Below are 22014 nucleotides of genomic sequence, written 5' to 3'. Positions count from 1 at the left end.
AGGGAAGGATAATGTCCCCTTCAGAAATCGCTGCGTGTCTGGCCTATGCTCTCTCCGTCTGGCTGGCCGCCAGAAACAATATCCATACGTGGTGGATAGGTATCATTGGTAGCGGGCTTTATGCCTGGGTCTTCTATTCTGTTCAGCTTTATGCTGACGTTACCCTTCAGTTCTTTTTCATCATAACGAGCATAACCGGCTGGCTGCATTGGCTTAAAGGCAATCATGGAGAGGTCTTGCCTGTTCGTCGTACCAGACCGGGACATTTTTTTATGCTTTTAGTCTGCGCCGTAAGCGTAGCAGCGGCGTACGGGTGGATATTGCATCTCTATACCAATGCATGGGCCCCCTGGCTGGACTCCATCATTTTGACATTCAGCATTCTTGCTCAGTTTATGTTGATGGGACGGCGTCTGGAAAACTGGTACATCTGGCTTGCCGTTAACACGCTGGCAGTACCGCTGTACGCGACGAGAGAACTGTATCTGACCGCCGGTTTATATCTGGTGTTTTGGTTTAATGCGTGGCACGGACTGTATCAGTGGCGCAAGGAGATCCGTGCGCAATGACGCTGTATGCCAACGGCCTGGTGGTAGGCAAATTCGCACCATTACATGCGGGCCATGAAGCGCTCATCAATACGGCACTTGAGCAGTGCGAGACGGTCTGTATCATCAGCTATTCGTCGCCGGAAATACGCGGTTACGAACCTGAAAAGCGGCTTAACTGGTTAACAACGCGCTTCCCACAATGTCGCCACCTCGTGCTTTCGCCGCAAGTGTTGGCTTCATATGGCCTTGCGCCACCGCCACCGAATGACGCTGATGACGATCTTCACCGGCATTATGTTGCAACGCTATGTGAGGACATTCTGCATTGTCAGCCAGAGGCGGTATTTACTGCCGAAGACTATGGAGACGGGTTTGCCACTGTCCTGAGCCAGCGTTTCGGACGACCGGTTGCGCACGTGCGTCTCCAGCGTCAACAGGGACCAGAAGCTCCATCGGGAACGCTCATCCGCTCTGATGTTCATCGTTATCGCAAGATGATGTCCCCTGAGGTGTATCGCAGCTTTGTTTTTCGTATCTGCTTATTAGGTGGAGAATCGACGGGCAAAAGTACGCTTGCAAAGACACTGGCGCAAACGCTAAACGTTCCGTACGTTGCAGAGTATGGTCGTGAACACTGGGAAGAGAAGAACGGCATCCTTGATCTGGAGGATTTGCTGCATATTGCCCGCGAGCAGGTGCGTCGGGAAGAATCAGCCTGCACGGCGCCTTATCTGGTCTGTGATACGTCACCTTTAACGACCCTGTTTTACGCGCTCGATCAGTTTGGCAGCGCGCCGCAGGCGTTAATGGCGCTTGCTGAACGAGACTATGCACTGGTCGTGCTTTGCGGAGATGATTTTCCGTTTGTGCAGGATGGCACCCGGCAGGGGGAGGCGTTTCGCCACAGACAGCAGGTATGGTATGAAGCAGAGCTATCACAACGAAACATTCCTTTTCTGCGCGTGCAGGGCTCGGTGCCTGAGCGAATCGATTGCATTTGCCGATATATCGAGTGTCTGGCCTGATATCGCACTCGACCTTCACCTGCTTCCGGTTTATTGTTGAAATCCCTGCCTCATCGAATTCCGGAGAACTATCGCGTGTTTCAGAAAGTTGACGCCTATGCCGGCGACCCTATCCTCTCCTTAATGGAGCGTTTCAAAGAAGATCCTCGCAGCGACAAAGTGAACCTCAGCATCGGTCTGTATTACAACGAGGATGGCATTATTCCTCAATTAAAAGCCGTAGCTGAAGCCGAAGCGCGTCTGAACGCTGTTCCACACGGCGCTTCTCTGTATCTGCCGATGGAAGGGCTAAACGCTTATCGCAACACCATCGCGCCGCTGCTGTTCGGCGCCGATCACGCGGTGCTCGCGCAAAAACGCGTGGCGACCATCCAGACGCTGGGCGGCTCGGGTGCGCTGAAAGTGGGCGCAGACTTCCTGAAAAAATATTTCCCGGATTCAGGCGTGTGGGTCAGCGACCCGACGTGGGAAAACCACGTTGCGATCTTCGAGGGCGCGGGCTTTAAGGTGGCGACCTATCCGTGGTTCGACAGCGAAACGAACGGCGTGCGCGTTGACGCGCTGCTGGAAAAACTGAACACCCTGCCGGAGCGCAGTATTGTGCTGCTGCATCCGTGCTGCCATAATCCGACCGGTGCCGATCTCACCAATGCCCAGTGGGATGCGGTGATCGAGGTGCTGAAGGCCCGTAACCTGATCCCATTCCTCGATATTGCCTATCAGGGCTTTGGCGCGGGTATGGAAGAAGACGCCTATGCCATCCGCGCCGCTGCCAGCGCCGGGCTGCCTGTTCTGGTGAGTAACTCCTTCTCTAAAATCTTCTCCCTGTACGGTGAACGCGTTGGTGGTCTTTCCGTGGTATGTGAAGACGCCGAAGCAGCCAGCCGCGTGCTGGGTCAGCTGAAAGCGACGGTGCGCCGTATCTACTCCAGCCCGCCAAACTTTGGTGCTCAGGTGGTGGCAACGGTTCTCGGTGACGAAACGCTGAAAGCGTCCTGGCTTGGCGAAGTGGAGGCGATGCGTAAGCGCATCCTGTCGATGCGTCAGGAACTGGTTAATGTCCTGAAAGAGGCTGTGCCTGGGCATAACTTTGATTATCTGCTCAAGCAGCGCGGGATGTTCAGCTATACCGGACTGAGCGCGGCGCAGGTCGATCGCCTGCGCGAAGAGTTCGGCGTCTACCTGATCGCCAGCGGCCGTATGTGCGTGGCGGGCCTGAATGCCGGCAACGTTCATCGCGTGGCGCAGGCGTTTGCCTCCGTAATGTAAGTATTCACTTACTTGCATGCTATATGTAGGCCGGGTAAGGCGCAGCCGCCACCCGGCTTTTTTGTTCGCGCCGGTGCCAGTCATTGCCCGGTGGCGCTGCGCTTTGTGATCGTCTTCTTTTTATTCCGCTTCATAAGCAAAAACTCCTTCCCTTCACCTCCCGCTGGGGTTATGGTCGGATAGTTTTTTGACCATTCACTCAAAATAAAACGATAACAAGCTGAATATTCAAGGGAAAATATGCGCAAGATCACACTGGCGCTCAGCGCCGCCTGCTTATTGTTCTCACTTAACAGCGCCGTCGTCGCGCGAGCTTCCGCCCCGACGCCGCTTTACACCGGCACTACCGCCGCCATTCTCGCCGAGCAGGCGCCCATTCACTGGGTTTCCGTGGCCCAAATCGAAAACAGCCTGATGGGGCGCCCACCAATGGCCGTGGGCTTCGATATTGACGATACCGTGTTGTTCTCAAGCCCGGGATTCTGGCGCGGCAAAAAAATGTATTCTCCCGACAGCGAAGCGTATCTGAAGAACCCGGAGTTCTGGGAAAAAATGAATAACGGCTGGGACGAGTACAGCATTCCGAAAGAGGTCGCCCGGGCGGTAATTGCTATGCATGTTAAGCGTGGCGACAGTATTTATTTCGTCACCGGTCGTAGCCAGACCAAAACGGAAACCGTCTCCAGAACCCTGCAGGACGATTTCCAGATCCCGGCAGCCAACATGAATCCGGTCATCTTTGCGGGTGACAAAGAGGGGCAAAACACCAAAATCCAGTGGCTGGAAAAGAAAAACATCAAAGTGTTTTATGGCGATTCGGATAACGACATTTCCGCCGCGCAGGATGCAGGTGCCAGAGGGATCAGGGTGTTACGCGCGTCTAACTCTACCTATCGACCGCTGCCGATGGCCGGAAAGTTTGGCGAAGAGGTGATCGTCAACTCGGAGTACTGAGTCCCTGGCAGCGAGTTTGACTCTTTTTTAATCAAATCTCGCTGCTGCGGGTTTTACCTTTCGTCTTCTTGCTGCACACTTAGAAAGATTCATCTTTCATCACGGAGCAGCCTATGTGGTACCAACAGACCCTGACCTTAAGCGCGAAGCCACGCGGATTTCACCTGGTGACGGATGAAGTCATCGGGCAACTCCGCGACCTGTCGCGCGTCAGAACGGGTTTGCTGCATCTGCTGCTTCAGCATACGTCTGCCTCTCTGACGCTGAATGAAAATTGCGATCCCACCGTCCGGTCTGACATGGAGCGGCATTTTCTGAAGAGCGTCCCGGACAACGCCCCTTACGAGCATGACTATGAGGGGGCGGACGATATGCCTTCGCATATTAAATCCTCTTTGCTGGGCGTATCGTTGATGCTGCCGGTCCACAACGGGCGGCTGTTGCTGGGCACGTGGCAGGGGATCTGGCTGGGAGAGCATCGCATTCACGGTGGTTCGCGTAAAATTATCGCCACGCTACAAGGGGAATAAAGATGACAATTTCGGAGATACTTCAGTACTGCATGAGCAAGCCCGGCGCGGAGCAGAGCGTCCACAGCGACTGGAAGGCCACGCAGGTTAAGGTGGGGGATGTGCTGTTTGCGATGGTGAAAGAGGTGGAAGGCCGTCCGGCGGCGTCGCTGAAAACCAGCCCTGAACTGGCCGATTTACTCCGTCAGCAGCATGATGACGTGAGGCCGAGCCAGCACCTCAATAAGGCGCACTGGAGCACCGTCTATCTGGATGGATCGATTCCAGGCTCACAAATTTACTACCTGGTGGACGCATCCTATCAGCAGGCGGTTGAGCTGCTGCCGGAAACGACCCGACAGCAGCTCTCCGTGTGACAATTACAGCAACGGTTTAAGGAAGCGCGCGGTGTGCGAGGCTTCGCACTCTGCAACGGTCTCTGGCGTACCGGAGACGAGGATTTCACCGCCGCCGCTGCCGCCTTCCGGGCCGAGATCGACAATCCAGTCCGCGGTTTTAATCACGTCCAGGTTATGTTCGATGACCACGATAGTGTTGCCCTGATCGCGCAGTTGATGCAGCACGTCCAGCAGCTGCTGGATGTCAGCAAAGTGCAGACCGGTGGTCGGCTCATCCAGGATATACAGCGTCTGGCCTGTACCGCGTTTTGACAGCTCGCGCGCCAGCTTCACGCGCTGCGCTTCACCGCCGGACAGCGTCGTTGCGGACTGACCCAGACGAATGTAGGTCAGGCCGACGTCCATCAGCGTCTGCAGCTTACGCGCCAGCGCCGGAACGGCGTCAAAGAACTCGCGCGCCTCTTCAATGGTCATGTCCAGCACTTCGTGGATGGTCTTGCCCTTGTACTTAATCTCCAGCGTTTCGCGGTTATAGCGTTTGCCTTTGCACTGGTCGCACGGCACGTAGATATCCGGCAGGAAGTGCATCTCAACCTTGATCACGCCATCGCCCTGGCACGCTTCGCAGCGGCCGCCGCGTACGTTAAAGCTGAAACGTCCCGGCGTATACCCGCGTGAACGCGCTTCCGGCACACCGGCAAACAGTTCACGTACGGGCGTGAAAACGCCGGTATAGGTTGCCGGGTTAGAGCGCGGCGTACGGCCAATCGGGCTCTGGTCGATATCGATAACTTTATCGAAATGCTCCAGCCCCTGAATGTCGCGGTACGGTGCCGGCTCTGCCAGCGTCGCACCGTTTAGCGCGGTCTGTGCAATTGGGAACAGCGTATCGTTGATCAGCGTCGATTTACCGGAGCCGGACACGCCGGTGACACAGGTAAACAGCCCGACGGGCAGGGTCAGGGTGACGTCTTTCAGGTTGTTGCCGCGCGCGCCGGTCAGCTTCAGCACTTTTTCCGGATCCGCTGCTACGCGCTGTTTGGGTACATCAATCTTGCGCTTGCCGCTCATGTACTGGCCGGTCAGCGACTCGGGCACCGCCATAATGTCTTTCAGCGTCCCTTCCGCCACCACCTGGCCACCGTGCACGCCAGCACCCGGGCCGATGTCGATCACGTGGTCTGCGGCGCGGATCGCGTCTTCGTCGTGCTCGACCACAATCACCGTGTTACCGAGATTGCGCAGGTGGATCAGGGTGCCGAGCAGACGTTCGTTATCGCGCTGGTGCAGGCCGATTGACGGCTCGTCCAGCACGTACATCACGCCCACCAGGCCCGCACCAATCTGGCTCGCCAGACGAATACGCTGGGCTTCACCGCCGGAGAGCGTTTCTGCCGAACGGGAAAGCGTCAGGTAGTTCAGGCCGACGTTCACCAGGAACTTCAGGCGATCGCCAATCTCTTTCAGCACTTTTTCGGCGATTTTCGCGCGCTGGCCAGAGAGCTTCAGGTTATTGAAGAAGTCCATCGCGTGGCCGATGCTCATGTCTGAGATGGTCGGCAGCGCCGTATTTTCCACAAACACGTGGCGCGCTTCGCGACGCAGGCGCGTGCCCTCGCAGGTGGCGCAGGAGCGGTTGCTGATGAACTTCGCCAGCTCTTCGCGCACCGCGCTGGATTCGGTCTCTTTGTAGCGGCGCTCCATATTGTGCAGCACCCCTTCGAACGGGTGGCGACGCACGGAGGTATCACCGCGATCGTTCATGTATTTGAACTCGATGTTCTCTTTGCCAGAGCCAAACAGGATCACTTTGTGTACGTTCGGGCTCAGGCTGGCCCACGGCGCTTCCACGTCGAACTTGTAGTGCTCTGCCAGCGACTTCAGCATCTGGAAGTAATAGAAGTTACGCTTGTCCCAGCCGCGAATGGCGCCGCCCGCCAACGAAAGCTCCGGATTCTGGATCACGCGGTCCGGATCGAAATACTGCTGCACGCCCAGGCCGTCACATGTCGGGCAGGCACCCGCCGGGTTGTTGAACGAGAACAGGCGCGGTTCCAGCTCGCGCATGCTGTAACCGCAAATCGGGCAGGCAAAGTTGGCGGAGAAGAGCAGCTCTTCCGCTTTCGGGTCGTCCATGTCGGAGACCACGGCCGTGCCGCCGGAGAGTTCCAGCGCCGTTTCAAACGATTCTGCGAGACGCGTGGCGAGATCGTCACGCACCTTAAAGCGATCAATCACCACCTCGATGGTGTGCTTCTTCTGCAGTTCCAGCTTGGGCGGATCGGACAGGTCACACACTTCGCCGTCAATACGGGCGCGGATATAACCCTGGCTTGCCAGGTTTTCCAGCGTTTTGGTGTGCTCACCCTTACGCTCTTTGATGATCGGCGCCAGCAGCATCAGGCGCTTGCCTTCCGGCTGCGACAGGACGTTGTCCACCATCTGGCTGACGGTCTGTGCCGCCAGCGGGACGTCGTGGTCCGGGCAGCGCGGCTCACCCACGCGGGCATACAGCAGACGCAGGTAGTCATGGATTTCGGTAATGGTACCGACCGTTGAACGCGGGTTATGCGAGGTGGATTTCTGCTCAATAGAGATAGCAGGGGACAACCCTTCAATGTGGTCGACATCCGGTTTTTCCATCAGCGACAGGAACTGACGCGCGTACGCAGAGAGTGATTCAACGTAACGACGCTGTCCTTCGGCATACAGGGTGTCGAAAGCCAGTGAGGATTTGCCAGACCCCGACAGCCCGGTCACGACAATCAGCTTGTCGCGAGGGATTATCAGGTTGATATTCTTGAGATTGTGGGTGCGGGCGCCCCGAACTTCGATCTTATCCATTCACCTTTCCCGGTTGGAACACGGATTGCCTGGTTTGTTTGAAGGACAAACGGCTGTCAGAAACGGCTAATTATGACACAATTTGACCTGTTTGAATATACAGTATTGGAATGCATTTTCTGATTCGCTGTGTAACAATGTCGAGTTGCGGGAGAACTCTGGAACGTGCTACGCAACTATCAAAGTGCAGCATGGAAATGGTACACTCGCGCGTTTACACTATTAAGAAACGTATTCAGGAGACACGAACATGGCCAGCAGAGGCGTAAACAAGGTGATTCTCGTCGGTAATCTGGGCCAGGACCCGGAAGTACGCTACATGCCGAGTGGTGGCGCAGTTGCCAACATTACGCTGGCTACTTCCGAATCCTGGCGTGATAAAGCGACCGGTGAGATGAAAGAGCAGACCGAATGGCACCGCGTTGTGCTGTTTGGCAAACTGGCCGAAGTGGCCGGTGAGTATCTGCGTAAAGGTTCTCAGGTCTATATCGAAGGCCAGCTGCGCACCCGCAAATGGACCGATCAGTCCGGTGCTGAGAAGTACACGACGGAAGTGGTGGTTAACGTCGGCGGCACCATGCAGATGCTGGGTGGCCGTCAGGGCGGCGGCGCACCAGCAGGTGGCGGCCAGCAGCAGGGCGGTTGGGGTCAGCCTCAGCAGCCGCAGGGTGGCAACCAGTTCAGCGGCGGCGCGCAGTCTCGCCCGCAGCAGCAGTCTGCTCCTGCACCGTCTAACGAACCGCCAATGGATTTCGACGACGACATTCCGTTCTGATTTCCGCGTTCCCCAAACAAAAAACCCAGACATCGTCTGGGTTTTTTTATTCCATAAGGGATCAGGTAATCACCATCGGCCAGTCTGGTGGCGTGTGGCTCATCGCCTCAACCATCACCACTTTGATATTTTCCCAGACGGCGGCCATATCCAGCAGGGTAATGCCAAGCAGACCCGTTGCAAACCAGCAGGCAGCCCCCAGCCCCAACAGCGTGCTGATGACAGCGAGACCCGCGTAGTCAGATTTACGAAACTGAATGTTCAGCGTGCTGGCCAAAAACATCAGTACCGCACTCAACAAAGGCCAGCGCAGGAGTACCATGCTGGTAGTAATGGTTGCCATAAAACCCATCCTCTATAAAACAGACGAACTGAATGAAACAGAGTATTTTCGTTACATAAGTTGTGTGAACTATATCACGTTTGCTGTTTTATTCGCCAGTCCCGGGATGATGAAAAACGAGCGATTCATAGTTGCCGAGAATCAGTGGATGCCTGAGTGAAAATATATCTTTGCTGGCTAAGTTCTCCAGTTCCCGCACTCTTTATAATGAATTCATTAAGATAGCAAAACTGATGCAAAAGGACGCACTCTGTACAATGTTTACAGCAATAACCCTATGGCTTATGCTTGAGTGGACAATTAATTTTACTCGCAGCTAACCTTTCAGGTTTTTGAATTTCATTATTTTTTTATTTTTTTGTACGTTTTTAATTACACACAACGTTGTTTTTAATTCGCTACGCTGAGATTCAGCCTGCGCGTTGGTTTGTCGATTTTTCGAATCTGAAGAAAGTTGCGTCCGGTTTATCGCCTGATAATCAGCGAAAAAAATGAAAGAAAACCGACGTGAGATTGTTAATGACAGCATGCAGGCGTTGCATGCGCTGGCTAAGCTAATGCCCCAGCTTCATGCTCAATGTTCTCTGGCCGACATGCTGGCGACCATCAGTCGCGCGCTGGGCGCAAGCCTTGCCTGGGTCAGCGTTAACGGTGATGACGGGCTGAAGCGCGTGGTGTCCGCCGGGGAGATGACCTGCCATCCCCTCGACGTGGCCGATTTCCTGGCGAACACGCTGCTTCAGCGACATCATCGATCGTGGCGGGTGGTCTACTGGAAAGAGAATATTGGCCGCACGTTATTTCCTCCTCAGCACCCGGGCTATGCGCAACTGCAAAGCGGTGTGCTGTGCAAGCTTTCCACCCAAAACTGGCACTGCAGCGGCTATTTCTTTTTAGCGTTCGAAGAAAGGCTTTCTTCTTTGCCGATCCTGAAAAATATCGTCGTGGTGCTGGTCGAAAAATTAAAAGACTATTTTGCGGAAATTATTGCCCGAGAAAAAACGGCGCAGGAAATGCAGCGCGTCGTGACGCAATATAAGACGCTCTTTGAACGCGCCCCGGTTTTAATGAACTCTTTCGACAAATTTAACCGCTGCGTGCTGTGGAATGCCGAATGTGAAAAAGTATTCGGCTGGACGATGGCGGAGATCGCGGAACATGCCGATCCGCTTTCGCTGTTTTATCCCGATCCTGAAGAGCGGCGGCGGGTAAGAGAGTCGGTCAATGTCTCGCCGCTGAAGGATATGTATGAATGGCATCCGCTACGCAAAGACGGCACCCCGCTGACGGTGCTGTGGTCAAACATTCTGTTGCCGGACAACTCTATCCTGAATATTGGGCTGGATATCACCGAGCGGAAAAAAGCCGAACAGCAGCTCGAAGTTAAAGCCACCACTGACGATCTCACCGGCTGCTTTAACCGGTCGGCGATTTTGCAGCAGCTGGAGCTTGCGCTGGCCGCCAGTGCCAGGCAGGAGGCTAACAGCCATTTTTGCGTTCTGATGTTTGACCTGGATTTTTTCAAACAGATCAACGACGAGTGGGGACACCCGGTGGGCGATGCGGCGCTTCTTCACTTCTGTAATGCTATCCGTGAGTTGGCCCCTTCAGGCTCCGCATTAGGGCGCGTGGGAGGGGAGGAATTTTTGCTCCTTCTGGCGCAAACTGACGGTAATGGCGCTGCGCAACTGTCCGCCAGGTTGCGCACCGTTTTGCAAACTCATCCGCTGATAGTGGGCGAGAGAACGCTGTCGCTGTCGTTTAGCGCAGGGGTCGTGGAAGTCCGCGGGGGACAGCGGGATACTTCAGCCTTGCTAAGGCGTGCTGATAAAGCGTTATATGAGGCTAAGCATTTGGGGCGAGGAAAAACGGTGGTGGCGGCTGATTATTTATAAATCAGTGAACACAATACACCCGATCAAATAGCATAAAACGTCATTATGACAGTGTGCTTTTTTCATGCTGCCAGAAGTTTGGCTTAATCAACAATCGTCTGTTGTGTTATCTTCCCACCGCCCTTACGGGCTGGATAATTATTTTCCTTAATTGAAACGGAACGAATACTTACAGTTTCACTTACGGGAAAATATTATCGTCATAACGAAATTTAAGATTTTTAATACGAAAAGTCAGTTGCTAACTTCGCATGATTCATGCAACGTAATCACCTGTTTAACACAGCATCCGGCCTTCATTACTACAGGCGTACAACATGCAGGGATATAGGGCGGGAAATGAATCGTAGCGCGCAGCGCAAGATGCTCAGGGTGGTAGGGATCATCATGGTAGTTATGCTGCCGGTGATGCTTGCGCTATGGTTTGCCCAGCTAAGAGCCGTGTCTGAAACAAGCGCCCAGCTACGGACATTTGCTGAACTGGCTTTAGACAAAACAGAGCTGGTTATACAGCAGGTTGATCTGGCCCGGGACGAGGCGGAAAAATATCGGGGCGAGCTTTGCACCCCGGGACACCGTCAATATATGTTGAACGTTGTTCGTGGCCGCCTGTTCGTTGCCGATTTAATTTATGCTGAAGGTCAGAATTTTCTTTGTTCGACCGTTTTTACACCGGATCGTCCTTACGCCATTCCCGTCGCTAATTACACGCGTAAACCTGACGTCGCTATCTATTATTATCGCGACACCCCATTTTATACTGGTTATAAAATGACATATATGCAGCGTGGAAATTATGTGGTGGTCGTTAATCCGCTTTCATACAGCGAAGTCATGTCCGCGGATCATTCTCTCTCGTGGGGTGTATACGACACGGTAACCAATGCTTTCTTTTCCGTCAGTCAGAAAGCCAATGTTTCTTTATTAAATTCGATGATTCGGGATAAGGAATCGGTATTTCAAAAAGATAACCGTTTTTATACGATCGTCACATCACCCAAAAGACCGATTGCGGCCATCGTGTCGACATCGAATAAACGCTTTTATGAAACGCTTTATCATCAGGCGACATTAACGCTGCCGCTGGGAATGATTTGCAGCATTATTATTTTGCTGGTCTGGTCCCGCACCCATCGTGAGCTCAATTCGCCAGGGCGTTTACTGCACAGGGCGCTGAACAAACGCCAGCTTTGCGTGCACTATCAGCCGATTATTGATATCAAGAACAACCGGTGTGTCGGCGCGGAGGCGTTATTACGCTGGCCTGGTTTTAACGGGCAGGTGATGAGCCCGGCTGAGTTTATTCCGCTGGCTGAAAATGAGGGGATGAGCGAGCGGATTACGGATTATGTCGTTGAGGAAGTGTTCAGTGATTTAGGCCATTTCCTGGCCGAGCATCCGCATCTCTATATTTCGATTAACCTGTCGGCGACGGATTTCCACTCCTCGCGGCTGATCGCCATGATTTCTGAGAAGGCCCGCCACTATGCCGTCCGCGCGCAGCAAATCAAAATTGAAGTGACGGAACGCGGTTTTATCGATGTGCCTAAAACCACGCCGGTGATTCAGGCTTTTCGTCAGGCGGGGTATGAAGTGGCGATCGATGATTTCGGTACCGGCTACTCGAACCTGCACAATCTCTACTCGCTGAACGTCGATATTCTGAAAATAGACAAATCGTTTATCGATACCTTAACGACCAACAGCACCAGCCACCTGATCGCCGAGCATATTATCGAGATGGCGCAAAGCCTGCGGCTGAAAACCATTGCGGAAGGGGTTGAGACGGCAGAGCAGGTGAGCTGGCTGTTGAAGCGCGGCGTCCAGTTTTGTCAGGGATGGCACTTCGCGAAAGCGATGCCGCCCCAGGAATTTATGACCTGGCAGCAGCAACCTTTGCACTGAGCGTGATTAATTTAACTGGTGGCGATAGTCGCTCGGCGTGCGGTCAAACTCGCGGCGAAACACGCGGGAAAAGGTTTGTTGCGACACATAGCCAAGATCCATCGCGATATCAAAAATCGGCCGCTGCGTTGAGCGTAGCGCCTGCGCCGCCAGCAGCAGTCTGCGCTGACGAATGTACTCACCCAGCGTCTGATGCATGACCGTACGGAACATTCTCTGTAAATACCATTTCGAATAGCCCGACTTTTTCGCGACCACATCAATGTTCAACGGTTGGTCGATATGGTCATCAATCCATTCAATAAGCGTCTGAATAATCTGCTGATGCGACATAAGGTTGCCCCTCTGTAGATACAACTATCTCGGTTAATTCGTCGTTTTCTCTGCGGGGGAGTATAATTCCTCAAGTTAACTTGAGGTAAAGAGGTTTTATGGAAAAGAGATTGCCGCGCATTAAAGCGCTGTTAACCCCCGGCGAAGTGGCAAAGCGAAGCGGCGTGGCGGTATCGGCGCTCCACTTCTATGAAAGCAAAGGGTTAATTAAAAGCATCCGTAACGGCGGCAACCAGCGTCGCTATACCCGCGACGTGCTCCGCTACGTGGCGATTATCAAAATTGCGCAACGAATCGGAATTCCCCTGGCCACGATCGGCGAGGCATTTGGCGTGCTGCCGGAAGGGCACACGCTGAGCCCGAAAGAGTGGAAAGAGCTGTCGTCCCAGTGGCGTGAAGAGCTGGACAGGCGTATTCATACGCTGGTCGCGCTGCGTGACGAACTGGATGGCTGCATTGGCTGCGGCTGCCTGTCGCGCAGCGACTGCCCGCTGCGTAACCCCGGCGACAAACTGGGCGAGCAGGGAACGGGAGCGCGGTTGCTGGAAGAGGATTGAGATCGGTTTGCCGGGTGGCGCTTCGCTTACCCGGCCTACCAAACCGTCAAATGTAGGCCGGGTAAGGCGTAGCCGCCACCCGGCAAAACCCCACATACATAAAGAACTAAAGCGCCACAAAGGGCGCTTTAGTTTTTCCCGGTCTTTGTCTTTCTCTCTATCCCGCTGGTTCACGGGAGGGTTTCCCCCGACATCAGCACCCCTCGTGTCGAGCTGGTTGGGGAGGTTCCGGATTGTGCTGACACTTTAATTCTATGCAAGGCCCGTTTTTTCGCCAGCGACGCTGACCGGTTTTTAGCCGAATTTTTTTCGCGGTGTTGTTCAATTTTCTATAGTTAAAAAGTATGAATAACAGGAGAAAGCCATGCTCACGGTACACCACCTAAACCAGTCGCGCTCGCACCGCGTAATCTGGGCGCTGGAAGAACTCGGTCTGCCTTATGAGATCGTTCACTATCAGCGCGAAAAGAACATGCTGGCACCTGAGGCGCTCAAAAAGGTGCATCCGTTGGGCAAATCACCGGTCATCGAAGATAACGGACTGATCCTCGCAGAGTCAGGCGCCATTCTGGAGTATCTGCAGGAGACGTACGATCCCGAGTCGCGGCTTAAGCCTTTAGATCCGGCGCATAAGGTGCAGTACCGCTTCTGGCTGCACTACGCGGAAGGATCGCTGATGCCGCTGCTGTTAATGAAGCTGGTCTTCAACAGCCTCGGCAAGCCGCCGGTGCCGTTTGGTATCCGAACCCTGGGGAAAGCGCTGGGGCAGGGGGTGCAGAAAGCGTACCTCAACCGCCAGCTGGAAACCCATGCACGCTTTATTGAGTCGCACCTTGCTAAAAACAGCTGGTTTGCCGGGGATTCGCTCAGCATGGCCGACATCCAGATGAGCTTCCCGATCTTTGCCCTGCTGGCGCGCGGCGGTATTAATAACCTGCCGCATAGTCAGGCATGGAAAACGAAGGTTGAAAACAGCCCTGGCTGGCAACGAACCCTGGCACAAGGGGGGCCGTTATCCATCCCAGGGGAGGATTGAAATGTAAACAAATTGCGCATAGACGATAACGTTTGCGCATCCTCTGTTTATTTCTTCAGCGTCATAAGTGAATTTTAGCGAAAAACGATAAAGTTCAGTTGAAAAGGGCGGGGATTAGGCTAGATAATCGTTTGCCTTAATTTGACCACCCGTTTGTAAGCGCGGAGTTAAACGTTTGCTTTTTCTGTGACGCCCTTTCGTCGCAAACGCAACACAAGGATTTGACGTTTAGCTGGCAGTGGCGTCTCCACCTCGCTTACGGACTTCCTAAAAAACTCTCAGGGGATGTTTTCTATGTCTACGCCATCTGCGCGTACTGGCGGTTCACTTGACGCCATGTTTAAAATTTCGGCCCGCGGCAGCACCGTGCGCCAGGAAATCGTTGCCGGTTTGACAACGTTTCTGGCGATGGTGTATTCCGTCATCGTTGTGCCGGGCATGCTGGGCAAAGCGGGCTTCCCGCCAGCAGCTGTCTTTGTAGCGACCTGCCTTGTGGCCGGCGTGGGCTCTATCGTGATGGGCCTGTGGGCGAACCTGCCGCTGGCGATTGGTTGCGCCATCTCCCTGACCGCGTTTACCGCGTTCAGCCTGGTGCTGGGCCAGCACATCAGCGTACCGGTTGCTCTGGGCGCCGTGTTCCTGATGGGTGTGCTGTTTACCGTTATTTCAGCGACCGGCATCCGTAGCTGGATCTTGCGCAACCTGCCGCAGGGCGTGGCGCACGGTACCGGCATCGGCATCGGCCTGTTCCTGCTGCTGATCGCCGCCAACGGCGTCGGTCTGGTCATCAAGAACCCGCTGGACGGTCTGCCGGTGGCGCTCGGCCATTTCGCCAGCTTCCCGGTGATCATGTCGCTGATCGGGCTGGCGGTGATTATCGGTCTGGAAAAACTGAAAGTCCCGGGCGGCATTCTGCTGACCATTATCGGCGTTTCCATTGTCGGCCTGATTTTCGATCCGAACGTCCATTTCTCCGGCATTTTCGCCATGCCGTCGCTGAGCGATGACAAAGGCAACTCTCTGATTGGCAGCCTGGATATCGTTGGCGCGCTGAACCCGGTCATCCTGCCAAGCGTGCTGGCGCTGGTAATGACCGCGGTGTTTGACGCGACCGGTACCATTCGTGCGGTGGCCGGTCAGGCGAACCTGCTGGATAAAGACGGTCAGATTATTGACGGTGGCAAAGCGCTGACGACGGACTCCCTGAGCAGCGTCTTCTCAGGCCTGGTGGGCGCAGCGCCTGCGGCGGTGTACATCGAGTCCGCAGCGGGTACAGCGGCAGGCGGTAAAACCGGCCTGACGGCGATCACCGTTGGCGTGCTGTTCATGCTGATCCTGTTCCTCTCTCCGCTCTCCTACCTGGTTCCGGCGTACGCGACCGCACCAGCGCTGATGTACGTTGGCCTGCTGATGCTGAGCAACGTGGCGAAAATCGACTTTGCGGATTTCGTGGACGCGATGTCTGGCCTGATTACCGCGGTCTTTATCGTGCTGACCTGTAACATCGTGACCGGCATTATGATCGGTTTCGCGTCGCTGGTGATTGGTCGTCTGGTCTCCGGGGAATGGCGCAAGCTGAACGTTGGCACCGTTGTGATTGCCGTTGCGCTGGTGGCGTTTTACGCGGGCGGCTGGGCAATCTAAATTGGCCTTTGATGCGAAAACGGGTGGCTCAGGCCGCCCGTTTTTATTTTCAGGACTCATCCTGTTGCCTTTTGCGTTACTCTGGTGAAGATAGAATAAAAGGCACGACGCCTTCCGGAGTACATAAGCAACACAGCAAACAGGGAACGCATGGAAATCTTCTTCACAATACTCATCATGACCCTTGTGGTCTCGCTATCCGGGGTGGTTACACGCGTACTGCCCTTTCAGGTCCCCCTGCCATTAATGCAAATTGCCATCGGCGCGCTGCTGGCGTGGCCGACGTTTGGCCTGCACGTGGAATTTGACCCCGAACTGTTCCTCGTGCTGTTCATCCCGCCACTGCTGTTTGCCGATGGCTGGAAAACGCCCACGCGCGAATTCCTTGAGCACGGGCGAGAGATCTTCGGCCTGGCGCTGGCGCTGGTGGTGGTCACCGTCGTCGGGATTGGTTTTCTGATCTACTGGACGGTACCGGGCATTCCGTTAATACCGGCTTTTGCGCTGGCCGCCGTGCTGTCGCCAACCGATGCCGTGGCGCTGTCCGGCATTGTGGGTGAAGGCCGTATTCCGAAGAAAATTATGGGAATTTTACAGGGGGAGGCGCTGATGAACGACGCCTCCGGCCTGGTTGCCCTGAAGTTTGCCGTGGCCGTTGCGATGGGCACGATGGTCTTTACCGTCGGCGGTGCGACGCTGGAGTTCTTCAAGGTGGCGATTGGCGGTATTCTCGCGGGCTTCGTGGTGAGCTGGCTGTACGGCCGCTCGCTGCGCTTCCTCAGCCGCTGGGGTGGCGATGAACCCGCTACGCAGATCGTACTGCTGTTCCTGCTGCCGTTCGCCTCTTATCTGATTGCCGAACATATCGGCGTGTCGGGCATTCTGGCGGCAGTGGCGGCAGGGATGACCATTACCCGCTCTGGCGTGATGCGCCGCGCGCCGCTGGCTATGCGTCTGCGTGCAAACAGCACCTGGGCCATGCTGGAGTTTGTCTTTAACGGCATGGTGTTCCTGCTGTTGGGCCTGCAGCTGCCGGGCATTATGGAATCCTCGCTGGTGGCGGCCGAAGCCGATCCGAACGTTGAAGTCTGGATGCTGTTTACCGACATCGTGTTGATCTACCTGGCGCTGATGCTGGTGCGTTTCGGCTGGCTGTGGACGATGAAAAACTTCAGCGTCCGCTTCCTGAAGAAAAAGCCGATGGAGTTTGGTTCGTGGACAACGCGTGAACTGCTGATTGCCTCTTTTGCGGGCGTACGCGGGGCGATAACCCTTGCCGGTGTCCTCTCCATTCCGCTGCTGCTGCCGACGGGCGACGTCTTCCCGGCGCGTTACGAGCTGGTGTTCCTGGCGGCGGGCGTCATTCTGTTCTCACTGTTTGTCGGCGTAATTATGCTGCCGATTTTACTCCAGCATATTGATGTCGGTGATTCGACCCAGCAGCACAAGGAAGAGCGCATTGCGCGTGCGGCCACCGCCGAAGTGGCGATTGTCGCCATCCAGAAAATGGAAGAGCGCCTGGCCGCGGATGCGGAAGAGAACATCGATAATCAGCTGCTGACGGAGGTGAGTTCCCGCGTAATTGGTAACCTTCGCCGCCGTGCGGACGGGCGTAACGATGTGGAAAGCTCGCTGCAGGAGGAGAATCTGGAACGCCGGTTCCGTCTGGCAGCGCTGCGCTCAGAGCGTGCCGAACTGTACCACCTGCGCGCCACGCGCCAGATCAGCAACGAGACGCTGCAAAAGCTGCTGCACGATCTGGACCTGCTGGAAGCGCTGTTGATAGAGAATCAGTAGCGCTGTTTTGCCGGGTGGCGGCTTCGCCTTACCCGGCCTACGGTTCGAACGTAGGCCGGTAAGCGCCACCGGGCACTATTCAGACCGCACCCAAAACCCCTCACAACACTGCAGCCACGCCTGCGCGCTCTGCGACAAATAAACCCCTTCACGCCAGATCATCCCTAACTGCCAGTGCAGATCGCTCTCCAGTGGGATCCAGCGCAGCGTGTTTTTATCCAGACGCTCGCAAATCGGCTGCGGCAGAATGGCAATCCCCACGCCGGCCTGCACCATCGCTGCCAGGAAATCCCACTGTCCGCTGCGTACCGCAATGCGCGGCTTGACGTTATGCTGGTTAAACAGCGTCATCAGCTGGCGGCTGAGGGCGAAGTCTTCGTTGTAGATCAGCAGAGGGTGCTCGCCGAGCAGTTCAGGCTTCACCGATTCCCTCTTTAGCCAGTCGCCGGAGCGGGGCACCAGCACGCACAGCGGGTGGCTAAAGAGCGGAAGCGTCGCCAGGCCGCTCTCTTCCTCAACGGGGAGGGCGGTCATTGCCACGTCGAGCTCGCCGTTAGTGACCGCCTGCTGGACGGTTAACCCACCAAACTCCGAAATCTTCAGCTCTACGCCGGGATAACGCTGGCGAAACAGGCTAATCGGTCCGGCCATCATCATGCCGACCATCGGGGGAATGCCGAGGCGAAGCACCCCTTTGGTCAGATGATTAATATCGTCCAGCTCTGCTTCCAGCTGGCGGAACTCCGCCAGAATCGCCAGCCCGCGTTCGAACACCACGCGTCCGGTGTCGGTCAGCAGCAGCTTGCGCCCGTCGCGGATCAGCAGGGTACAGTTCAGTTCATCTTCGAGGTTTTTCAGCATTTTGCTGATGGTGGGCTGGGTAACAAACAACTTCTCCGCTGCGCGGGTAAAACTTTGCTGACGAACCACTTCGACAAAATAGCGCAGCGTTCTTATGTCCATGATTATTCCTCGAAACTATACCTTTGATGATTTTAATTCATTTCAGTCCACACCGTGCGCTCACTATACTGGCGCCTCGTCTCATTTTTGAGGAAAACCCCCATGGCCGTGGCGTTAAGCCGTGTTACGCCTGCCGTTGTACAACGACTCCAGGTCCCGGTTCAGGTACTGCTCTACGCGGGACTGTTTGTTTTCGCCGAATATCTTGTCGGCTGGCTCCACCTGCCGCTGCCTGCCAACCTGGTGGGGATGCTGCTGATGCTGACACTCATCCTCTGTCGCGTGATCCCCCTTAACTGGGTGCGCGCCGGGGCGCGCTGGCTGCTGGCGGAGATGCTGCTGTTCTTTGTCCCTGCCGTGGTGGCGGTGGTGAACTATGCGCAACTGCTGATGGTGGACGGCTGGCGAATCTTTGCGGTGATCGCGCTGAGTACGTTGATGGTGCTGGGGGCGACCGCCTGGGTCGTGGATAAAGTCTACCGGTTTGAAATCAGCAGGCACAAACATGACTAACTTTCAGATCAGCGTCTTGTGCCTGATCGCGACGCTCGGGATCTACTTCGCCAACAAGCGGCTGTATCGCCGGTTTCATGCGCTGCCGCTGATGCCGCTGGTCTTCACGCCGATCCTGCTGGTGCTGATGCTGGTCTTAGGCCACATTTCCTGGCAGAACTACATTGGTGAATCCCACTGGCTGCTGTGGCTGCTCGGCCCGGCGACCATCGCCTTTGCCGTGCCCGTTTATGACAACCTGGCGATTATCAGGCGCCACTGGATGTCGCTCAGCGCAGGCGTGATCACCGCCACGGTGGTCGCGGTCTGTAGCTCCGTCTGGCTGGCGAGACTGTTTACGCTGCCCGATGAAATTCAGCGCAGCCTGGCCGTGCGCTCGGTGACCACGCCGTTTGCGCTGGCGGCGGCTAAACCCCTCGGCGGACAGCCAGACCTGGTGGCGCTGTTTGTGGTGGTGACGGGCGTCTTTGGAATGGCGGTGGGCGATATGCTCTTTCTGCGGCTTTCTATTCGGGAAGGAATGGCTAAAGGCGCGGGGTTTGGCGCGGCGTCGCACGGCGCGGGCACGGCACGTTCCTATGAGCTGGGCCAGCAGGAGGGCGTTGTCGCGAGCCTGGTGATGATGCTGTCGGGCGTGGTGATGGTGCTGGTTGCGCCGCTGGTGGCGTGGGTGATGTTTTAAGCTCCCCGACCAGAATGGCCGGGGAGAAAGGTTTAGTGCGCGCGGCCCTGCTCAACGCCAAGACCGGTTTGTGAACGAATAAACTGGGCGCGGAATTTCTCGCGCTCCAGGTTACCCTCCGGCGAATTGTCGGTGGCCGAGAAGACCCAGATACCGATAAACGCCACGGCAATGGAGAACAGCGCCGGGTATTCATACGGGAAGATGGCGCTGGCGTGACCGAGGATCTGCACCCAGATTGTCGGGCCCAGAATCATCAGGATCACCGCCGTCAGCAGCCCCAGCCAGCCGCCAATCATCGCGCCACGGGTGGTCAGTTTCGACCAGTACATGGAGAGCAGGATGATCGGGAAGTTACAGCTTGCCGCGATGGAGAAGGCCAGCCCCACCATAAAGGCGATGTTTTGCTTCTCGAACAGGATGCCCAGCAGGATCGCCACAACGCCCAGCACCAGCACGGTGATTTTGGAGACCTTCAGCTCATCGCGCTCGCTCGCGCCTTTGCGGAAAACGTTGGCGTAGAGGTCATGCGAGACCGCCGACGCCCCGGCCAGCGTCAGACCCGCAACCACCGCAAGAATAGTGGCGAAGGCCACGGCAGAGATAAAGCCGAGGAACAGGTTGCCGCCCACCGCGTCGGCCAGATGCACCGCCGCCATGTTGTTACCGCCAATCAGCGCGCCCGCGGCATCTTTAAATGCCGGGTTTGCCCCCACCAGCATGATCGCGCCAAAGCCGATGATAAAGGTCAGGATATAGAAGTAGCCCATGAAGCCGGTAGCGTAGAAGACGCTCTTGCGCGCTTCACGCGCATCGCTCACGGTGAAGAAGCGCATCAGAATGTGCGGTAGACCTGCGGTACCAAACATCAGGCCCAGACCGAGCGACAGGGCAGAAATCGGGTCTTTCACCAGCCCGCCCGGGCTCATAATGGCTTCCCCTTTCGGGTGGACCGCCATGGCTTCGGTAAACAGGTTATTGAAGCTGAACCCAACGTGCTTCATCACCATAAAGGCCATAAAGCTGGCGCCGAACAGCAGCAGGACGGCTTTGATGATTTGCACCCAGGTGGTGGCCAGCATGCCGCCGAACAGGACGTACATCACCATCAGCACGCCCACCAGTACCACCGCGATGTGGTAGTTCAGGCCGAACAGCAGCTCGATCAATTTACCCGCGCCCACCATCTGTGCGATCAGATACAGCGCCACCACCACCAGCGAACCGCAGGCGGAGAGGGTGCGAATCGGCCCCTGCTTCAGGCGATACGAGGCCACGTCGGCGAAGGTATAGCGGCCCAGGTTGCGCAGGCGCTCGGCAATCAGGAACAGAATGATCGGCCAGCCGACGAGGAAGCCGAGGGAGTAAATCAGGCCGTCATAGCCGGAGGTGTAGACCAGCGCGGAGATCCCGAGGAACGAGGCGGCGGACATAAAGTCACCCGCAATCGCCAGGCCGTTCTGGAAGCCGGTAATGTTGCCGCCTGCGGTGTAGTAGTCGTTACGGGAGCGCACGCGTTTCGACGCCCAGTACGTAATGTACAGCGTCAGCACCACGAAAATCAGGAACATGATAATCGCCTGCCAGTTGGTTGGCTGACGCTGTACCTCGCCGGTAATGGCATCCGCCGCGTGGGCGGCAAAGGGAAGTGTGGCGGCTAGCGCCGTCAGGACTCGCTTCATGATGCTTTTACCTCTTGCAGTACCGCTTTATTAAGACGATCGAATTCACCGTTCGCGCGCCAGACGTAGACGCCGGTGAGCACAAATGAAATCACAATCACGCCAATGCCAATGGGAATACCGCGCGTCACGCTGGTACCCTCGTGTAACGGGGTGCCCAGCCAGTGCGGCGCAAAGGCGATCAGCAGAATAAAGCCGACATAGATAATCAGCATGATGATGGAAAGGGTGAAGGCAAACCGTTGCCGCTTATCGACGAGCTCCCTGTAGTGCGCACTATTCTCTATCTGCTGACAAATATGGTCATTCATCACAGAGTCTCCAAAGGTAAGGTTGGTTTGTTTTTATCCCCTCTCCCCTATGGGGAGAGGGTGAGGG

The 22014-nt window shown here is 55.8% G+C and carries 21 protein-coding genes; 15 read left to right on the top strand and 6 right to left on the bottom strand.

Annotation, left to right across the window (positions count from 1 at the left end; translation table 11 throughout):
• The first annotated feature begins 11 nt into the window (after positions 1 to 11).
• The 6 genes from pnuC (at position 12) to BFG58_RS09075 (ending at position 4685) form a co-directional block, all read left to right on the top strand.
• Positions 12 to 569 carry a nicotinamide riboside transporter PnuC gene (gene pnuC, locus BFG58_RS09100; RefSeq protein ID WP_069719698.1) on the top strand — a complete coding sequence of 186 codons (558 nt, stop codon included), beginning with the start codon at positions 12 to 14 and terminating at the stop codon, positions 567 to 569.
• Positions 566 to 1576: an AAA family ATPase gene (locus BFG58_RS09095; RefSeq protein WP_069719697.1), complete on the top strand. Its 1011-nt coding sequence runs from the start codon at positions 566 to 568 to the stop codon at positions 1574 to 1576. The genes pnuC and BFG58_RS09095 overlap by 4 nt, the downstream gene beginning before the upstream one ends.
• Positions 1577 to 1651: 75 nt before the next feature.
• The gene (tyrB, locus tag BFG58_RS09090; RefSeq protein ID WP_048226451.1) at positions 1652 to 2845 is read left to right on the top strand and encodes an aromatic amino acid transaminase; all 1194 of its coding nucleotides are present in this window, start codon (positions 1652 to 1654) and stop codon (positions 2843 to 2845) included.
• Between the two features lie 240 nt (positions 2846 to 3085).
• Entirely contained in the window at positions 3086 to 3799 is a 714-nt protein-coding gene (gene aphA / locus BFG58_RS09085) for an acid phosphatase AphA (RefSeq protein ID WP_063622860.1), read from the top strand.
• 113 nt (positions 3800 to 3912) lie between these two features.
• Positions 3913 to 4329 (top strand): secondary thiamine-phosphate synthase enzyme YjbQ, encoded by a 417-nt coding sequence (locus BFG58_RS09080; protein WP_045909174.1) that lies wholly within the window; start codon positions 3913 to 3915, stop codon positions 4327 to 4329.
• A gap of 2 nt (positions 4330 to 4331) precedes the next feature.
• On the top strand, positions 4332 to 4685 hold the full coding sequence (locus BFG58_RS09075) for an MmcQ/YjbR family DNA-binding protein (RefSeq protein WP_008503382.1): 354 nt from the start codon (positions 4332 to 4334) through the stop codon (positions 4683 to 4685).
• A 3-nt stretch (positions 4686 to 4688) separates the two neighbouring features.
• Here BFG58_RS09075 and uvrA read toward each other — a convergent pair whose 3' ends face one another.
• Complete coding sequence (uvrA, locus tag BFG58_RS09070; protein ID WP_045909175.1) at positions 4689 to 7511, bottom strand: excinuclease ABC subunit UvrA; 2823 nt, start codon at positions 7509 to 7511, stop codon at positions 4689 to 4691.
• Positions 7512 to 7761: 250 nt separating this feature from the next.
• Between uvrA and ssb1 the strand changes: the two genes are divergently transcribed.
• Positions 7762 to 8286 (top strand): single-stranded DNA-binding protein SSB1, encoded by a 525-nt coding sequence (gene ssb1, locus BFG58_RS09065; RefSeq protein WP_008503384.1) that lies wholly within the window; start codon positions 7762 to 7764, stop codon positions 8284 to 8286.
• Positions 8287 to 8347: 61 nt separating this feature from the next.
• On the opposite strand, the gene BFG58_RS09060 is transcribed toward ssb1, so the two are convergent.
• Positions 8348 to 8629 carry a YjcB family protein gene (locus tag BFG58_RS09060; RefSeq protein ID WP_045261050.1) on the bottom strand — a complete coding sequence of 94 codons (282 nt, stop codon included), beginning with the start codon at positions 8627 to 8629 and terminating at the stop codon, positions 8348 to 8350.
• A 491-nt stretch (positions 8630 to 9120) separates the two neighbouring features.
• Here BFG58_RS09060 and BFG58_RS09055 point away from each other — a divergent pair, with 491 nt between their 5' ends.
• Entirely contained in the window at positions 9121 to 10524 is a 1404-nt protein-coding gene (locus BFG58_RS09055) for a sensor domain-containing diguanylate cyclase (protein ID WP_048030236.1), read from the top strand.
• A gap of 339 nt (positions 10525 to 10863) precedes the next feature.
• Entirely contained in the window at positions 10864 to 12429 is a 1566-nt protein-coding gene (locus BFG58_RS09050; protein WP_048030238.1) for an EAL domain-containing protein, read from the top strand.
• Positions 12430 to 12435: 6 nt separating this feature from the next.
• Here the strand turns inward: BFG58_RS09050 and soxS are convergent, their stop codons facing one another.
• Positions 12436 to 12762 carry a superoxide response transcriptional regulator SoxS gene (gene soxS / locus BFG58_RS09045; protein ID WP_008503387.1) on the bottom strand — a complete coding sequence of 109 codons (327 nt, stop codon included), beginning with the start codon at positions 12760 to 12762 and terminating at the stop codon, positions 12436 to 12438.
• 98 nt (positions 12763 to 12860) lie between these two features.
• Here soxS and soxR point away from each other — a divergent pair, with 98 nt between their 5' ends.
• The 4 genes from soxR (at position 12861) to BFG58_RS09025 (ending at position 17796) form a co-directional block, all read left to right on the top strand.
• Positions 12861 to 13319 carry a redox-sensitive transcriptional activator SoxR gene (gene soxR, locus BFG58_RS09040; RefSeq protein ID WP_008503388.1) on the top strand — a complete coding sequence of 153 codons (459 nt, stop codon included), beginning with the start codon at positions 12861 to 12863 and terminating at the stop codon, positions 13317 to 13319.
• Positions 13320 to 13683: 364 nt separating this feature from the next.
• Entirely contained in the window at positions 13684 to 14355 is a 672-nt protein-coding gene (locus tag BFG58_RS09035; RefSeq protein ID WP_048989830.1) for a glutathione S-transferase family protein, read from the top strand.
• 294 nt (positions 14356 to 14649) lie between these two features.
• On the top strand, positions 14650 to 15999 hold the full coding sequence (gene ghxP, locus BFG58_RS09030; RefSeq protein ID WP_008503390.1) for a guanine/hypoxanthine transporter GhxP: 1350 nt from the start codon (positions 14650 to 14652) through the stop codon (positions 15997 to 15999).
• 150 nt (positions 16000 to 16149) lie between these two features.
• Positions 16150 to 17796, top strand: a complete 1647-nt coding sequence (locus BFG58_RS09025) for a Na+/H+ antiporter (RefSeq protein WP_008503391.1) — start codon at positions 16150 to 16152, stop codon at positions 17794 to 17796.
• A 75-nt stretch (positions 17797 to 17871) separates the two neighbouring features.
• Here BFG58_RS09025 and BFG58_RS09020 read toward each other — a convergent pair whose 3' ends face one another.
• Positions 17872 to 18759: a LysR family transcriptional regulator gene (locus BFG58_RS09020; protein ID WP_024906729.1), complete on the bottom strand. Its 888-nt coding sequence runs from the start codon at positions 18757 to 18759 to the stop codon at positions 17872 to 17874.
• A gap of 102 nt (positions 18760 to 18861) precedes the next feature.
• Here BFG58_RS09020 and BFG58_RS09015 point away from each other — a divergent pair, with 102 nt between their 5' ends.
• Complete coding sequence (locus BFG58_RS09015) at positions 18862 to 19272, top strand: CidA/LrgA family protein (RefSeq protein ID WP_021242769.1); 411 nt, start codon at positions 18862 to 18864, stop codon at positions 19270 to 19272.
• Positions 19265 to 19954 (top strand): LrgB family protein, encoded by a 690-nt coding sequence (locus BFG58_RS09010; protein WP_069719696.1) that lies wholly within the window; start codon positions 19265 to 19267, stop codon positions 19952 to 19954. The genes BFG58_RS09015 and BFG58_RS09010 overlap by 8 nt, the downstream gene beginning before the upstream one ends.
• Positions 19955 to 19986: 32 nt before the next feature.
• Here BFG58_RS09010 and actP read toward each other — a convergent pair whose 3' ends face one another.
• Together actP and BFG58_RS09000 are read right to left on the bottom strand one after the other, a co-directional pair.
• Positions 19987 to 21636, bottom strand: a complete 1650-nt coding sequence (gene actP, locus BFG58_RS09005; protein ID WP_045909181.1) for a cation/acetate symporter ActP — start codon at positions 21634 to 21636, stop codon at positions 19987 to 19989.
• Entirely contained in the window at positions 21633 to 21947 is a 315-nt protein-coding gene (locus BFG58_RS09000) for a DUF485 domain-containing protein (protein WP_008503396.1), read from the bottom strand. The genes actP and BFG58_RS09000 overlap by 4 nt, the downstream gene beginning before the upstream one ends.
• Between the last annotated feature and the right edge of the window lie 67 nt (positions 21948 to 22014).

The organism is Enterobacter sp. ku-bf2, from assembly GCF_001742765.1.
GTDB lineage: Bacteria > Pseudomonadota > Gammaproteobacteria > Enterobacterales > Enterobacteriaceae > Enterobacter > Enterobacter quasiroggenkampii.
Note: the sequence above shows the minus strand (reverse complement) of the source record. Positions and strands in the feature narration are given on the sequence as shown.

What these genes read in the sequence shown, in the direction of transcription:
- BFG58_RS09015 (WP_021242769.1), top strand. Translation starts at nt 18,862, where the DNA reads ATGGCCGTGGCGTTAAGCCGTGTTACGCCTGCCGTTGTACAACGACTC.
- aphA (WP_063622860.1), top strand. Translation starts at nt 3,086, where the DNA reads ATGCGCAAGATCACACTGGCGCTCAGCGCCGCCTGCTTATTGTTCTCA.
- soxR (WP_008503388.1), top strand. Translation starts at nt 12,861, where the DNA reads ATGGAAAAGAGATTGCCGCGCATTAAAGCGCTGTTAACCCCCGGCGAA.
- BFG58_RS09010 (WP_069719696.1), top strand. Translation starts at nt 19,265, where the DNA reads ATGACTAACTTTCAGATCAGCGTCTTGTGCCTGATCGCGACGCTCGGG.
- BFG58_RS09035 (WP_048989830.1), top strand. Translation starts at nt 13,684, where the DNA reads ATGCTCACGGTACACCACCTAAACCAGTCGCGCTCGCACCGCGTAATC.
- ghxP (WP_008503390.1), top strand. Translation starts at nt 14,650, where the DNA reads ATGTCTACGCCATCTGCGCGTACTGGCGGTTCACTTGACGCCATGTTT.
- BFG58_RS09060 (WP_045261050.1), bottom strand. Translation starts at nt 8,629, where the DNA reads ATGGCAACCATTACTACCAGCATGGTACTCCTGCGCTGGCCTTTGTTG.
- BFG58_RS09020 (WP_024906729.1), bottom strand. Translation starts at nt 18,759, where the DNA reads ATGGACATAAGAACGCTGCGCTATTTTGTCGAAGTGGTTCGTCAGCAA.
- BFG58_RS09080 (WP_045909174.1), top strand. Translation starts at nt 3,913, where the DNA reads ATGTGGTACCAACAGACCCTGACCTTAAGCGCGAAGCCACGCGGATTT.
- BFG58_RS09055 (WP_048030236.1), top strand. Translation starts at nt 9,121, where the DNA reads ATGAAAGAAAACCGACGTGAGATTGTTAATGACAGCATGCAGGCGTTG.
- BFG58_RS09075 (WP_008503382.1), top strand. Translation starts at nt 4,332, where the DNA reads ATGACAATTTCGGAGATACTTCAGTACTGCATGAGCAAGCCCGGCGCG.
- BFG58_RS09000 (WP_008503396.1), bottom strand. Translation starts at nt 21,947, where the DNA reads ATGAATGACCATATTTGTCAGCAGATAGAGAATAGTGCGCACTACAGG.
- BFG58_RS09025 (WP_008503391.1), top strand. Translation starts at nt 16,150, where the DNA reads ATGGAAATCTTCTTCACAATACTCATCATGACCCTTGTGGTCTCGCTA.
- soxS (WP_008503387.1), bottom strand. Translation starts at nt 12,762, where the DNA reads ATGTCGCATCAGCAGATTATTCAGACGCTTATTGAATGGATTGATGAC.
- BFG58_RS09050 (WP_048030238.1), top strand. Translation starts at nt 10,864, where the DNA reads ATGAATCGTAGCGCGCAGCGCAAGATGCTCAGGGTGGTAGGGATCATC.
- ssb1 (WP_008503384.1), top strand. Translation starts at nt 7,762, where the DNA reads ATGGCCAGCAGAGGCGTAAACAAGGTGATTCTCGTCGGTAATCTGGGC.
- BFG58_RS09095 (WP_069719697.1), top strand. Translation starts at nt 566, where the DNA reads ATGACGCTGTATGCCAACGGCCTGGTGGTAGGCAAATTCGCACCATTA.
- uvrA (WP_045909175.1), bottom strand. Translation starts at nt 7,511, where the DNA reads ATGGATAAGATCGAAGTTCGGGGCGCCCGCACCCACAATCTCAAGAAT.
- pnuC (WP_069719698.1), top strand. Translation starts at nt 12, where the DNA reads ATGTCCCCTTCAGAAATCGCTGCGTGTCTGGCCTATGCTCTCTCCGTC.
- actP (WP_045909181.1), bottom strand. Translation starts at nt 21,636, where the DNA reads ATGAAGCGAGTCCTGACGGCGCTAGCCGCCACACTTCCCTTTGCCGCC.